This is a genomic window from Nocardiopsis sp. LDBS0036 (assembly GCF_041228755.1).
GTDB lineage: Bacteria > Actinomycetota > Actinomycetes > Streptosporangiales > Streptosporangiaceae > Nocardiopsis > Nocardiopsis dassonvillei.
The window spans coordinates 5,983,650-5,995,990 of record NZ_CP141103.1; the positions used below are offsets into that span (position 1 = coordinate 5,983,650).

A 12,341-nucleotide genomic window follows, 5' to 3' on the forward strand; every position below is an offset into this window, starting at 1 on the left:
CCTAGCGGAACTAGGTATAGGAAGTGCGCGTGCACATCGACAAGGACCTGGTCGCGGCGTCGGCCACACCGCTCGTCCTGGGCATCCTGGCCGAGGGCGAGTCCTACGGATACGCCATCGTCAAACGCGTCAAGGAGCTCTCCGACGGCCGGATGCAGTGGACGGACGGCATGCTCTACCCCCTGCTGCACCGCCTCGAACGCAACGGCTACGTCCGGGCGTCCTGGGGCGCGTCCGAGACGGGGCGCCGCCGCAAGCACTACGCCATCACGGAGGCCGGGTTGGAGACGCTGGCCGAGCGGCAGAAGCAGTGGGACGTCGTCGCCGACGCCCTCCAGCAGGTGTGGCAGGCCGCGTCGCGCCCACCGGTCCTCGGGGACGCCGCGGCGGGGGGGATCGCCTGATGAGCGGGAACACACGCGGTGACGTCCTGGAGGAGCAGATCGACCAGTGGCGCGGCTTCGTGCGCCGCCGCCGGGCCATCTCCTCCTCCGACATCGAGGAGATGGAGGACCACCTGCGCGAACAGATCGCCGATCTGGGGGCGAGCGGCCTGGACGACGAGGAGGCCTTCCTCGTCGCGGTCAGGCGCATGGGCAACCTGGACGAGGTGTCGCGGGAGTTCGCGCGCGAGCACTCCCACCGGCTCTGGAAGCAGCTGGTCCTGGTCCCCGAGGCCGAGGACGGGGCGGGCGGCCTCGCGCGCTGGCGCGAACTCGGCGTGGTGATCGCCTTCGCGCTCGGCGCGGGGCTCGCGGTCAAGCTCCTGTTCACGGCGGTCGACGACGAGTTCGCGCAGTTGCGCAACGTCGCCTTCGTGGTGCTCCCGTTCCTGGCGGGGTGGTTCGCCTGGAAACGGCGGGTCACCTGGCGCGTGTGCGCGGCGCTGGCCGCCGTCGCGGCGGTACCGGCCCTGGCCGTGAACCTCTACCCGTTCGAGACGGCCCCCGGGCCGTTCCCGGGCCCCGGCATGACCGCCGTGCTCGCGTTCACGCACGCCCCGGTCCTGCTGTGGCTGCTCGTGGGCGTCCTGCACACGGGCGGGCAGTGGCGGTCCCACGACCGGCGCATGGACTTCGTGCGCTTCGTGGGCGAGCTGGTGATGTACCTGGCGCTGATCGTGCTGGGGTCCGCGGTCCTGGTCGGCCTCACCTTCGGGGTGCTCTCCCTGGTGGAGGTGGACCTGGAACCGTTCATGGAGGACTGGCTGCTGCCGTTCGGCGTGCCCGGCGCGCTCCTGGTGGCCGCGTGGCTGGTGGAGGCCAAGAAGAGCGTGGTGGAGAACATCGCGCCCGTCCTGACCCGGGTCTTCACGCCGCTGGCGGTCCTGATGCTGCTCGCGGACCTGGTGGCGCTCCTGGTGAACGGTCCGCTGACCACGGTGGACCGCGAACTGCTCATCATCATGGACGCCGTTCTGGTGCTGGTCCTGTTCCTGCTGCTGTACTCGGTCTCCGCCCGCGCCCCGCTGTCCCCGCCGGGTGTGTTCGACTGGCTCCAGCTCGCGCTGGTCGGGGCGGCGCTCGCGGTGGACGCCGTCGCGCTGACGGCGATGCTGACCCGTATCGCCGAGTTCGGGTTCACCGCCAACAAGACCGCCGCGCTCGGTCTCAACCTCGTGCTGCTGGTGCACCTGGCGTGGTCGGCGTGGCTGATGGCGGGTTTCGTACGGGGCACCCGCCCGTTCGCCGCGATCGAACGGTGGCAGACGGCCTACCTGCCGGTCTACGCGGTCTGGGCGGGGCTGGTCGTGCTGGTGTTCCCGCCGGTGTTCGGTTTCGCCTGATCCGGGTGGCGGTCACGCCCCCGTGTGCCGGGCCCCTCCCCGAGGGACCCGGCACACGGGGGCGCGCGGCCTGCGGTCAATGGACCGGGAGACGCGGTGCCCGGTCTTTCAGCCCGTGGTGTGGGCCGCGAAGGGCACCCCCGGTCGCGGTGCCCAGTTTTTCAGCCCGTGGTGTAGACCACGAACGACACCGCGACATAGTGGCAGACGAACGCCGCGATGGTCAGCGAGTGGAAGATCTCGTGGAAGCCGAACCAGCGCGGCGCCGGGTCGGGCCACTTGAGCCCGTAGACCACCGCGCCCACGCTGTAGAGCACCCCGCCCACCAGGATGAGGATCCACGTCGCCGGGTGGGTGCCGCCGATCAGCTGGGGGATGAACAGCACCGCCACCCAGCCGATGGCCAGGTACAGCGCGGTGGACAGCCAGCGCGGTGCGTTGAGCCACAGCATCTTGAAGCCGACCCCGGCGATCGCCCCGCCCCAGATCAGCGCCAGCATGGCGGTGCGCAGTGTGCCTTCGAGCACGAGCAGCACGAACGGCGTGTAGGTGCCCGCGATGATCAGGTAGATGTTGGAGTGGTCCATGCGGCGCAGCACCTTCTGCGCGCCCGGCGACCAGCGCCCCACATGGTAGACCGCCGAGGTGGCGAAGAGCATCACCGCGCTGAGCGCGTACACGGCGCTGGCGATCATGGCGGGCGTGGTGGGGGAGAGGGACACCAGGACGATGCCCGCCGCCAGGGCGAGCGGGGCCGTCCCCAGGTGCAGCCAGCCGCGCAGCCGCGGTTTGACCGCCTCCAGCAGCTCCTCGGCCGCCGCCGCGGCCCTCTCGGGCACGGACGCGTCCGAGGGGGTGCCGGATCCCGGTTTCCGCCCGCCGTCGCGCGGGGCCCCGTGGTCCTTCCGGTCGGCCTCCGTACGCCCGGTACCCCGCGCCTGTTCCTCCGACACGCTGCACTCCTCCATCCCGCGGTCCGCCCCGCTGCGGGCCCACCCGAAGCCTAACCTACGGCTCCGTAGGTTACTGGTGGGTAGACCTGTGTTTCGCGGCACAGGCATTCTCCCGTGGCGGATGTGGCACAGGATTGGTCGTGTGCGCTCCCGTGGCGGAGTTCGCCGGGGAGCCGGAGCTTCCGGGTGCCTCGGCGCCTCCGTGAACAGGGGGTTCGTCTTCGCCGGTGGCCCCGCGCGCCGGATCGGGGTGTCCGGAGGCTCCCCTTTCGCTGAACCATTGGTATAGACCTCTTTAATAGCTGTGAACTGGGGATATGACGAAAAAAGGGAGTTCATGGGCGAGTGATGATGCGGAGTGTGGATAGAGTCGCGCCCATCCGGGCACAGGCGCCGACCCAGCACTGCGCCGTCGAGAAGCGAGGGAGCACCCCCGTGGCCAAGTACGTCTACACGTTCACCGAGGGCAACAAGGACCTGAAGGATCTCCTCGGCGGTAAGGGGGCCAACCTCGCTGAGATGACCAACCTCGGCCTGCCCGTTCCCCCCGGGTTCACCATCACCACCGAGGCGTGCCGCCACTACCTCTCCCACGGCAGCATGCCCGCCGGACTCGACGCCGAGATCGAGGCCAACCTCCAGGAGCTGGAGAAGGCCATGGGGCGCCGCCTGGGCCAGGCCGACGACCCGCTCCTGGTGAGCGTGCGCTCGGGCGCCAGGTTCTCCATGCCCGGCATGATGGAGACCGTCCTCAACATCGGCCTCAACGACGAGTCCGTCATGGGCCTGGCCGCCCGGGGCGGTGACGAGCGCTTCGCCTGGGACTCCTACCGGCGTCTGATCCAGATGTTCGGCAAGACCGTGCAGGGCATCGACGGCGAGCTCTTCGAGGACGCCATCGAGGAGGTCAAGGCAGCCAAGGGCGTCACCAGCGACCTGGACCTGGACGCCGCCGACCTGCGCCGGCTCGTGGACCGCTTCAAGGAGGTCGTGCGCGAGCGCACCGGCGGCCCCTTCCCGAGCGACCCCCGCGAGCAGATGCTGCTCGCGGTCCGGGCGGTCTTCGACTCCTGGAACGCCCCCCGCGCCGTCCTCTACCGCCGCCAGGAGCGCATTCCCGCCGACCTCGGTACGGCCGTCAACGTCTGCTCCATGGTCTTCGGCAACCTCGGCATGGACTCGGGCACCGGCGTCGCCTTCACCCGCGACCCCGCCACCGGCCAGCCCGGCGTCTACGGCGACTACCTCCAGAACGCCCAGGGCGAGGACGTGGTGGCCGGGATCCGCAACACCGTCCCCCTCGCCGACCTGGAGGGGATCGACGCCTCCAGCTACGGGGAGCTGATGGGCATCATGGACACTCTGGAGAACCACTACCGCGACCTGTGCGACATCGAGTTCACCATCGAGCGCGGCAGGCTGTGGATGCTCCAGACCCGGGTGGGCAAGCGCACGGCCGCCGCCGCGTTCCGTATCGCCGACCAGCTCGTGGACCAGGGTCTGATCACCCTGGACGAGGCGGTCCAGCGGGTCACCGGCGACCAGCTCGCCCAGCTGATGTTCCCCCGCTTCGACGAGGAGGCCCTCTCCGGGACGGACGTCCACCGCCTCGGCCGCGGCATGAACGCCTCGCCCGGCGCCGCCGTCGGCAAGGCCGTCTTCGACTCCTACACCGCCGTCAAGTGGTCGCGCAGCGGAGAGAGGGTCATCCTGTGCCGCCGCGAGACCAACCCCGACGACCTGGAGGGCATGATCGCCGCCGAGGGCATCCTCACCAGCCGCGGCGGCAAGACCTCGCACGCCGCCGTGGTCGCCCGCGGTATGGGCAAGACCTGCGTGTGCGGCGCGGAGGAGCTCGACATCGACACCAAGAACCGGCGCATGACCGCGCCCGGCGGCGAGGTGGTCGAGGAGGGCGACGTCATCTCCATCGACGGCACCAGCGGGGAGGTCCTCCTCGGCGAGGTCCCCGTGGTGGACTCGCCCGTCGTGCGCTACTTCGAGGGCGAGATCGACCCCGCCTCCGACGAGGCCGACGACCTCGTGCGCTCGGTGGACCGCCTCATGCACTACGTGGACGCCGCCCGCCGCATGCGCGTGCGCGCCAACGCCGACACCGCCGAGGACGCCGCCCGGGCCCGCCGCATGGGCGCGCAGGGGATCGGCCTGTGCCGGACCGAGCACATGTTCCTGGGCGACCGCCGCCAACTCGTGGAGCGGCTCATCCTCGCCGACACCGCGGAGGAGCAGGAGCAGGCCCTCGACGCGCTGCTGCCGCTCCAGCGCGAGGACTTCGGCGGCATCCTGGCGGCGATGGACGGCCTGCCGGTGACCGTGCGCCTGCTGGACCCGCCGCTGCACGAGTTCCTGCCCGACATCACCGAGCTGTCGGTGCGCGTGGCCGTGGCCGAGGCGCGAGGGGAGAGCCACGAGAACGACCTGCGGGTGCTCCAGGCGGTGCACAAGCTGCACGAGCAGAACCCGATGCTGGGCCTGCGCGGCGTGCGCCTGGGCCTGGTCGTGCCGGGGCTGTTCACCATGCAGGTGCGCGCCATCGCCCAGGCCGCCGTCGACCGGATCGCCGCGGGCGGACGCCCCCGCCCCGAGATCATGATCCCGCTGGTGGGCACCGTGCAGGAACTGGAGATCATCCGCGAGGACGCGCTGCGCGTGCTGCGCGAGGTGGGCCGGGAGAACGGCGTCGAACTCGACTTTCCCGTCGGTACGATGATCGAGCTGCCCCGCGCCGCGCTGACCGCCGGGCAGATCGCCGAGAACGCCGAGTTCTTCTCCTTCGGCACCAACGACCTCACCCAGACGGTCTGGGGCTTCTCGCGCGACGACGTGGAGGCCTCCTTCTTCTCCGCCTACCTGGAGAAGGGCGTGTTCGGGGTCTCGCCCTTCGAGTCCCTGGACGTGGACGGCGTGGGCCGCCTCGTGCGCATCGCGGCGGAGGAGGGGCGCGCCGCGCGCCCGGGCATCAAGCTCGGGGTGTGCGGTGAACACGGCGGCGACCCCGCCTCGGTGCACTTCTTCCACCGCGTGGGCCTGGACTACATCTCGTGTTCCCCGTTCCGGGTACCCGTCGCCCGCCTGGAGGCGGGCCGGGCCGCCGGACACACCGCGCCCTGACCGGGCCGAGGACGCACGCGGGTGCGGTGGTCCCCACGGACCGCCGCACCCGCCCTTCTCCGACCCCCAAGGCCGTGGAAGTCCCTGCCCAGAGGGGAAACGGCACCTCCCCGACGCCCTAGACTCGTCCCGGTCGGCCGCACGCGTGGAAAATGCGCTGTGATCTGTTCGTGATGTATTCTGGCCGCCAGCCGGGCCACCACTTCCCCGCCCGCCTCCCCGTGCCCGCGGAACCGGGTACGGGGTGCGCTGACACCACCCTCCGCCACGGTCCTCCCACGGACCGAATCGCTGAGAACCGGCGGTGGGCGGAGGCCGTCCCAGTGGGGGTGACACATCCCCCCGACCAGAGAATGTGCGGAGGTGAGCCGGTGCGAACGGCGAACGACGGCCGCGGTGACGAGCCGTGGGACGACCCGACCACCGCTCCCTCGTCCGACGACGAGGCCACCCAGGTCTTCTCCCGGGGGGCCTACCTCACCGCGTCCTCCGGTGCCGAGGGCGCCGAGAGCACCCGCGCGTTCTCCGTGGATGACGCCACCCCCGGCTTCTCCGCCGACGACGACGCCACCCGCGCGTTCTCCGACGACGAGACCACGCGGGAGTTCCGGCGCGACGAGGTCCTGACGCCCGGGGCGACCGCCCCGCAGGGCGTGCCCGCCGACCTCGCGGCGGCCGACGACGCCGTCTTCACCCGCCGCTTCGTCCGCGAGCGTCCGCGGCCCCGCGCCCGCGTCTCCCCGCCTCCGGCGCCCGCACCCCCCGAGGCGGGGTCCCCGGAGGAGGAGTTCCCGCGCGCCCCGGAGACGGCGCCCCGCCGCCGCCCCGAGCCGCCGTCCTTCTCCCGGCCGCGCCGCCGCGGTCGGCGCCGCTTCCGCCTGCGCTGGCTGGTCAGCCTGCTGCTGGTCACTGCCCTGGCCGTCCCGGTCGGCACCTGGGCCTGGGTCTGGTACGTGGCCCGCCAGGACGAGCGCACCCCCTCCGACGCCATCGTCGTGCTCGGCGCCAGCCAGTACAACGGCGTGCCCTCGCCCGTCTTCGAGGCCCGGCTGCGCCAAGCCCAGGTCCTCTACCTGGAGGGCGTGGCCCCGGTCATCGTCACCGTCGGCGGCAAGCTGCCCGGCGACAACTTCACCGAGGCCGCCTCCGGACGCAACTGGCTGATCGAGGTGGGCGTCCCCGGCGACCAGGTCATCGCGGTGGAGGAGGGGAGTGACACCCTCCAGAGCATCGAAGCCGTCGCCGGGGTCTTCGAGGCCAACTCCTGGGACACCGCCATCCTCGTCTCCGACCCCTGGCACAGCCTGCGCTCCGAACGCATGGCCGCCGCCCACGGCATCGAGGCGGGCACCTCGCCCTCGCGGTCGGGGCCCGCGGTCATCGAGCGCCGCACCCAGCTGTGGTACATCACCAGGGAGACCGCGGCGCTCTGGTACTACTGGATCTTCAACGACAGCAGCGACATCCAGGTCGATGCCGCCTGACCAGCGCGGACGGCGCCCGGGTCGTAGCTGGGAAGTAGGCTCGCACACACGATGACGAACAATCCCCGCGAGGGCGGAGCGCTCGGCTACACCGACCAGGACACCGAGCGCATGGCCCTGGAGAACCGCAAGAACCGGGCCCGCGACCCCTTCGAGCGGGACCGGGCCCGGGTCCTGCACAGCGCCGCCCTGCGCCGCCTGGCCGCCAAGACCCAGGTCGTCCAGCCCGGTGTGAGCGACTTCCCGCGCACCCGCCTCACCCACTCCCTGGAGTGCGCCCAGATCGGCCGCGAACTCGGCCAGGCCCTGGGCTGCGACCCCGACCTGGTGGAGGCGGCCTGCCTGTCCCACGACCTGGGCCACCCGCCCTTCGGCCACAACGGCGAGCGCGCCCTGGACGAGGCCGCCGCCGACTGCGGCGGGTTCGAGGGCAACGCCCAGAGCCTGCGCCTGCTCGTGCGCCTGGAGGGCAAGGTCATCGACCCCGACGGGCGCAGCGCGGGGCTCAACCTCACCCGCGCCACCCTCGACGCCACCGTCAAGTACCCCTGGCTCCGGGGCGAGGGCGGCGACACCCACAAGTTCAACTGCTACCCCGACGACACCGAGGTGTTCGACTGGCTGCGCAGGGACGCGCCCCCGGGCCGCACCTGCTTCGAGGCCCAGGTCATGGACTGGGCCGACGACGTCGCCTACTCCGTGCACGACGTCGAGGACGCCCTGCACGCCGGGCTGGTGGACCCCGCGGCCCTGCGCGGCGCCGCCGAGCGCGCCGAGGTCGTGCGGATCGCCGCCGCCGACTACTGCGACGCCGACCCGGCCGAACTCGACGAGGTCTTCACCGACCTGATCGCCCACCCCGCGTGGCCGCGCGAGTTCACCGGGGACCTCGCCTCGCTCGCCGCGCTCAAGAACCTCACCAGCGGGCTCATCGGCCGCTTCTGCCGGGCCGCGGAGGAGGCCACTCGCGCCGCGTACGGTCCCGGGCGCCTCACCCGTTACGGCGGCGACCTCATCGTGCCCCGCCGCCCCCTGCTGGAGTGCGCCCTGCTCAAGGCGGTCGCCGCCCACTTCGTGCTCTCGCGGGAGGAGGCCCGGGTCTACCAGGCCGAGGAACGCCGCCTGATCACCGAGCTGGTCGGCCTCCTGTGGAAGAACGCCCCCGAGGGCCTGGACCCGCAGTTCCGCGCCGCCTTCACCGGGGCCGCCGACGACTCCGCCGCCCTGCGCGTGGTCATCGACCAGGTCGCCTCGCTCACCGACACCTCCGCGACCGCGCTGCACGCCAGCCTCACGGGCTGAGCGCGGGACCGCGCCCGCGTCCCCGGCCCCTTCCCCCGTTTCCACGACCGGGGTGAAGGGGGGTTGACTTCACTGATGTGAGCGCTAACAATGTTGCGCACATCACAGAAGCCCCCCTTCCTGTGTCCGGAGGTGTCGTCCCGGTGAAACCCCCAGGTGGCCGTACCCCCGTCATGGCGGACGTGGCCCGGCTGGCCGGAGTCTCCCACCAGACGGTGTCGCGCGTGGTCAACGGCCACCCCAACGTCCGCGAGGAGACGGTGCTCCGGGTACGCGACGCCATCGAGGAGTTGGGCTACCACCGCAACTCCACCGCGCGCGCCCTGGTCACCCGCCGCACCAACGTGCTCGGCGTCATCGCCTTCGACCCCACGCTCTTCGGCCCGGCGCAGACCCTGGCGGGGATCGAGCGGGCCGCGCGCGAGGCGGGCTACTTCCTGAGCATGGTCAGCCTCGACGACGTGTCTCCCGAGGGCGTGGTCGCGGCCGCCGACTACCTGATCCAGCAGTCGGTCGAGGGCTGCGTGGCGATCGCCCCCCAGCGCGCCCTGGTGGAGGCGCTGGCCGCGCTGCCCGGCCCCGGGCCCCTGGTCGCGGTCGAGGGCGGAGAGGGCTCGGGCCTTCCCGTCGTCTGCGTCGACCAGGCCCAGGGCGCCCACGACGCCGTCCGCCACCTGCTCGACCTGGGCCACACGACCGTCCACCACGTGGAGGGCGACCCCCTGTGGCTGGAGTCAGCGGCCCGGGTGGTCGGGTGGCGCCGGGCACTGGAGGAGGCCGGGGCGCCTGTCCCCGAACCGCTCCAGGGGGACTGGAGCCCCCGGTCGGGCTACGAGCTGGGCCTGGCGCTGGTGCGCAGGCGCGCCTCGGGGGAGCGGGTCACGGCGATCTTCGTGGGCAACGACCAGATGGCCATCGGCGTGCTGCGCGCGCTGCACGAGGCGGACCTGCACGTCCCCGGCGACGTCAGCGTGGTCGGCTTCGACGACATCCCCGAGGCCGAGTACCTGACCCCGTCCCTGACCACCGTCCACCAGGACTTCGCCCAGGTGGGCCGGGAGAGCCTGGCCCTGCTGCTCGCCGAGATCGCCCGGGAGGGTTCGGCCGACCCCGCCGGGGCCGCGCGCCGGGTCGTCCCGGCGCGGTTGCGGGTGCGCGGCAGCAGCGGGCCCCCGCCGCCGTGACCCCCTGAGACCTCCCTGTCCGCCCCCTCACGGAGGAGCTTCCCTTGGTCCAGAATGTTAGCGCTAACAATTCACGTTCCCCCGATCCGGTGGTCGTCGGCGTCGACTTCGGCACCCTCTCCGGCCGCGCCGTCGTCGTCCGGGTCAGCGACGGCGCCGAACTCGGCTCCGCCGACTCCGTCTACCGGCACGGCGTCATCACCGCGCACCTACCCGGATCGGCCGATCCCCTCGAACCCGAGACCGCGCTCCAGCACCCCGAGGACTACCGCGAGGTCCTGCGCACCGCCGTCCCCGAGGCGCTGCGCGCCGCCGGGGTCGCGCCGGAACGGGTCGTCGGCATCGGCACCGACTTCACCGCCTGTACGGTCCTGCCGGTGACCGCGGACGGCACGCCCCTGTGCGAGCTGCCCGACCTGGCCCGGCGCCCGCACGCCTGGCCCAAGCTGTGGCGCCACCACGCCGCCCAGCCCGAGGCCGACGAGATCAACGCCCTGGCCGCCGAACGCGGTGAGAAGTGGCTGGCCCGCTACGGCGGGAAGATCTCCTCCGAGTGGGAGTTCGCCAAGGCCCTCCAGGTCCTGCGCGACGACCCCGGCGTGTACGGGCGCGCCGACCGCTGGATCGAGGCCGCCGACTGGATCGTGTGGCAGCTGTGCGGGCACGAGACCCGCAACGTCGCCACCGCCGGCTACAAGGGCATCCACCAGGACGGGGAGTGGCCCTCGGCGGACTTCCTGGCCGCCCTGGATCCGGGCTTCTCCGGTTTCGTCCGCGACAAGCTCGCCCACCCCCTGTCCCAGCTCGGTGAGCGCGCGGGCGGCCTCACCGCCCGCGCCGCGGCCTGGACCGGGCTGCCCGAGGGCGTCCCCGTCGCGGTCGGCAACATCGACGCGCACGTCACCGCCGCCACCGCCCAGACCACCGGCAACGGCCGGATGCTCGCCATCATGGGCACCAGCACCTGCCACGTCATGAACTCCGACGTCCTCGCCGAGGTCCCGGGCATGTGCGGCCTGGCCCACGGCGGCATCACCCCCGGAGCGTGGGGCTACGAGGCGGGCCAGAGCGGCGTCGGCGACGTCTTCGCCTGGTTCGCCGACTCCTACGTGCCCCCCGCCTACCACGAGGAGGCCCGCGAACGCGGCCTGTCCGTCCACGACCTGCTCTCGGAACGGGCCGCCGACGCCGCGGTGGGGGAGCACGGGCTCCTCGCCCTGGACTGGCACAGCGGCAACCGCTCGGTCCTGGTCGACCACGACCTGTCCGGCGTGCTCGTCGGACTGACCCTGGCCACCCGGCCCGAGGAGGTCTACCGGGCCCTGGTCGAGGCCACCGCCTTCGGTACCCGCACCATCGTCGAGGCCTTCGCCGACGCCGGGGTCCCCGTGTACGACCTCACCATCGGCGGCGGCATGGTCCGCAACCCCTTCGTCCTCCAGGTCTACGCCGACGTCCTGGGCCGGCCGCTGCGCGTCGTGGCCTCCGAGCACAGCTGCGCCGTGGGGGCCGCCATCCACGCCGCGGTCGCCGCCGGGGCCCACCCCGACATCCACGCCGCCTCCGCCGCCATGGGCGGGGTGCGCGAGGGGACGGTCGACCCCGACCCGGTCCGGGCCGCCGCCTACGACGGGCTCTTCGCCCTCTACACCGAACTCCACGACCACTTCGGCCGGGGCGGCAGCCGCAGTCTGCACCGCCTGCGGGCCCTGCGCAACGCCGCCCTGGCCGCCGCCGCGAGCGGCGGGGAAGGAGAACGATGACCGCCCCCACCCCCACGGCCGTGCCCGAGGAGCACCGGGAGGAGGTGGAGCGCCTGCGGGCCCTGGTGTGCGCCCTGCACGCCGAACTGCCCCGGTGGAACCTCGTCACCTGGACCAGCGGCAACGTCTCCGCCCGGGTCACCGGCGCCGACCTGATGGTGATCAAGCCCAGCGGCGTCTCCTACGACGACCTCTCCCCGGCCGACATGGTCGTCTGCGACCTGGACGGCCGCCCGGTGGAGGGCGCGCACAAGCCCTCCAGCGACACCGCCGCCCACGCCTACGTCTACCGCGCCCGCCCCGACGTCGGCGGCGTCGCGCACACGCACAGCCCCTACGCCACCGCCTGGGCCGCGCGCGGCGAGGCCATCCCCTGCGCGATCACCGCGATGGCCGACGAGTTCGGCGGCGACATCCCCGTCGGCCCGTTCGCCCTCATCGGCGGCGACGACATCGGCAGGGGCGTGGTCGCCACCCTGGAGGGCCACCGCTCGCCCGCCGTCCTCATGCGCGGCCACGGCGTGTTCACCGTCGGAGCGGGCGCCAGGGCGGCGGTCAAGGCCGCCGTGATGTGCGAGGACGTCGCCCGGACCGTCCACATCGCCCGCCAGGGCGGCCCCCTCCAGCGCCTTCCCCAGGAGCACATCGACGCCCTCCACGACCGCTACCAGAACGTCTACGGCCAGTAGGGCGCCTCCAGCGGCACCCGCCGCGCGACGGCCCCCGGCACCACCGAA

9 protein-coding genes are annotated in these 12,341 nt (G+C 72.7%); 8 read left to right on the forward strand and 1 reads right to left on the reverse strand.

Going from position 1 to position 12,341, the window contains the following annotated elements; translation table 11 throughout:
• The first annotated feature begins 29 nt into the window (after positions 1 to 29).
• Together UIS43_RS25455 and UIS43_RS25460 are read left to right on the forward strand one after the other, a co-directional pair.
• A complete protein-coding gene (locus UIS43_RS25455; RefSeq protein WP_013151794.1) occupies positions 30 to 404 on the forward strand; it encodes a PadR family transcriptional regulator in 375 nt (124 codons plus the stop codon).
• Positions 404 to 1,786: a permease prefix domain 1-containing protein gene (locus UIS43_RS25460; protein ID WP_370011940.1), complete on the forward strand. Its 1,383-nt coding sequence runs from the start codon at positions 404 to 406 to the stop codon at positions 1,784 to 1,786. The genes UIS43_RS25455 and UIS43_RS25460 overlap by 1 nt, the downstream gene beginning before the upstream one ends.
• 161 nt (positions 1,787 to 1,947) lie before the next feature.
• Here UIS43_RS25460 and UIS43_RS25465 read toward each other — a convergent pair whose 3' ends face one another.
• On the reverse strand, positions 1,948 to 2,754 hold the full coding sequence (locus UIS43_RS25465; RefSeq protein WP_013151796.1) for a hemolysin III family protein: 807 nt from the start codon (positions 2,752 to 2,754) through the stop codon (positions 1,948 to 1,950).
• A 420-nt stretch (positions 2,755 to 3,174) separates the two neighbouring features.
• Here UIS43_RS25465 and ppdK point away from each other — a divergent pair, with 420 nt between their 5' ends.
• The 6 genes from ppdK to UIS43_RS25495 all read left to right on the forward strand — a co-directional run bounded on the left by ppdK (position 3,175) and on the right by UIS43_RS25495 (position 12,293).
• Positions 3,175 to 5,871 (forward strand): pyruvate, phosphate dikinase, encoded by a 2,697-nt coding sequence (ppdK, locus tag UIS43_RS25470; RefSeq protein ID WP_071621581.1) that lies wholly within the window; start codon positions 3,175 to 3,177, stop codon positions 5,869 to 5,871.
• Positions 5,872 to 6,242: 371 nt separating this feature from the next.
• Complete coding sequence (locus tag UIS43_RS25475) at positions 6,243 to 7,355, forward strand: YdcF family protein (RefSeq protein WP_370011941.1); 1,113 nt, start codon at positions 6,243 to 6,245, stop codon at positions 7,353 to 7,355.
• Between the two features lie 51 nt (positions 7,356 to 7,406).
• Positions 7,407 to 8,657 carry a deoxyguanosinetriphosphate triphosphohydrolase gene (locus UIS43_RS25480; RefSeq protein ID WP_013151799.1) on the forward strand — a complete coding sequence of 417 codons (1,251 nt, stop codon included), beginning with the start codon at positions 7,407 to 7,409 and terminating at the stop codon, positions 8,655 to 8,657.
• A 173-nt stretch (positions 8,658 to 8,830) separates the two neighbouring features.
• The gene (locus UIS43_RS25485) at positions 8,831 to 9,841 is read left to right on the forward strand and encodes a LacI family DNA-binding transcriptional regulator (protein ID WP_041552309.1); all 1,011 of its coding nucleotides are present in this window, start codon (positions 8,831 to 8,833) and stop codon (positions 9,839 to 9,841) included.
• Between the two features lie 89 nt (positions 9,842 to 9,930).
• Entirely contained in the window at positions 9,931 to 11,604 is a 1,674-nt protein-coding gene (gene araB / locus UIS43_RS25490) for a ribulokinase (protein ID WP_358168870.1), read from the forward strand.
• Positions 11,601 to 12,293: an L-ribulose-5-phosphate 4-epimerase gene (locus UIS43_RS25495; RefSeq protein WP_013151802.1), complete on the forward strand. Its 693-nt coding sequence runs from the start codon at positions 11,601 to 11,603 to the stop codon at positions 12,291 to 12,293. The genes araB and UIS43_RS25495 overlap by 4 nt, the downstream gene beginning before the upstream one ends.
• Positions 12,294 to 12,341: the final 48 nt, after the last annotated feature.

What these genes read in the sequence shown, in the direction of transcription:
- UIS43_RS25460 (WP_370011940.1), top strand. Translation starts at nt 404, where the DNA reads ATGAGCGGGAACACACGCGGTGACGTCCTGGAGGAGCAGATCGACCAG.
- UIS43_RS25465 (WP_013151796.1), bottom strand. Translation starts at nt 2,754, where the DNA reads ATGGAGGAGTGCAGCGTGTCGGAGGAACAGGCGCGGGGTACCGGGCGT.
- UIS43_RS25480 (WP_013151799.1), top strand. Translation starts at nt 7,407, where the DNA reads ATGACGAACAATCCCCGCGAGGGCGGAGCGCTCGGCTACACCGACCAG.
- UIS43_RS25485 (WP_041552309.1), top strand. Translation starts at nt 8,831, where the DNA reads ATGGCGGACGTGGCCCGGCTGGCCGGAGTCTCCCACCAGACGGTGTCG.
- UIS43_RS25495 (WP_013151802.1), top strand. Translation starts at nt 11,601, where the DNA reads ATGACCGCCCCCACCCCCACGGCCGTGCCCGAGGAGCACCGGGAGGAG.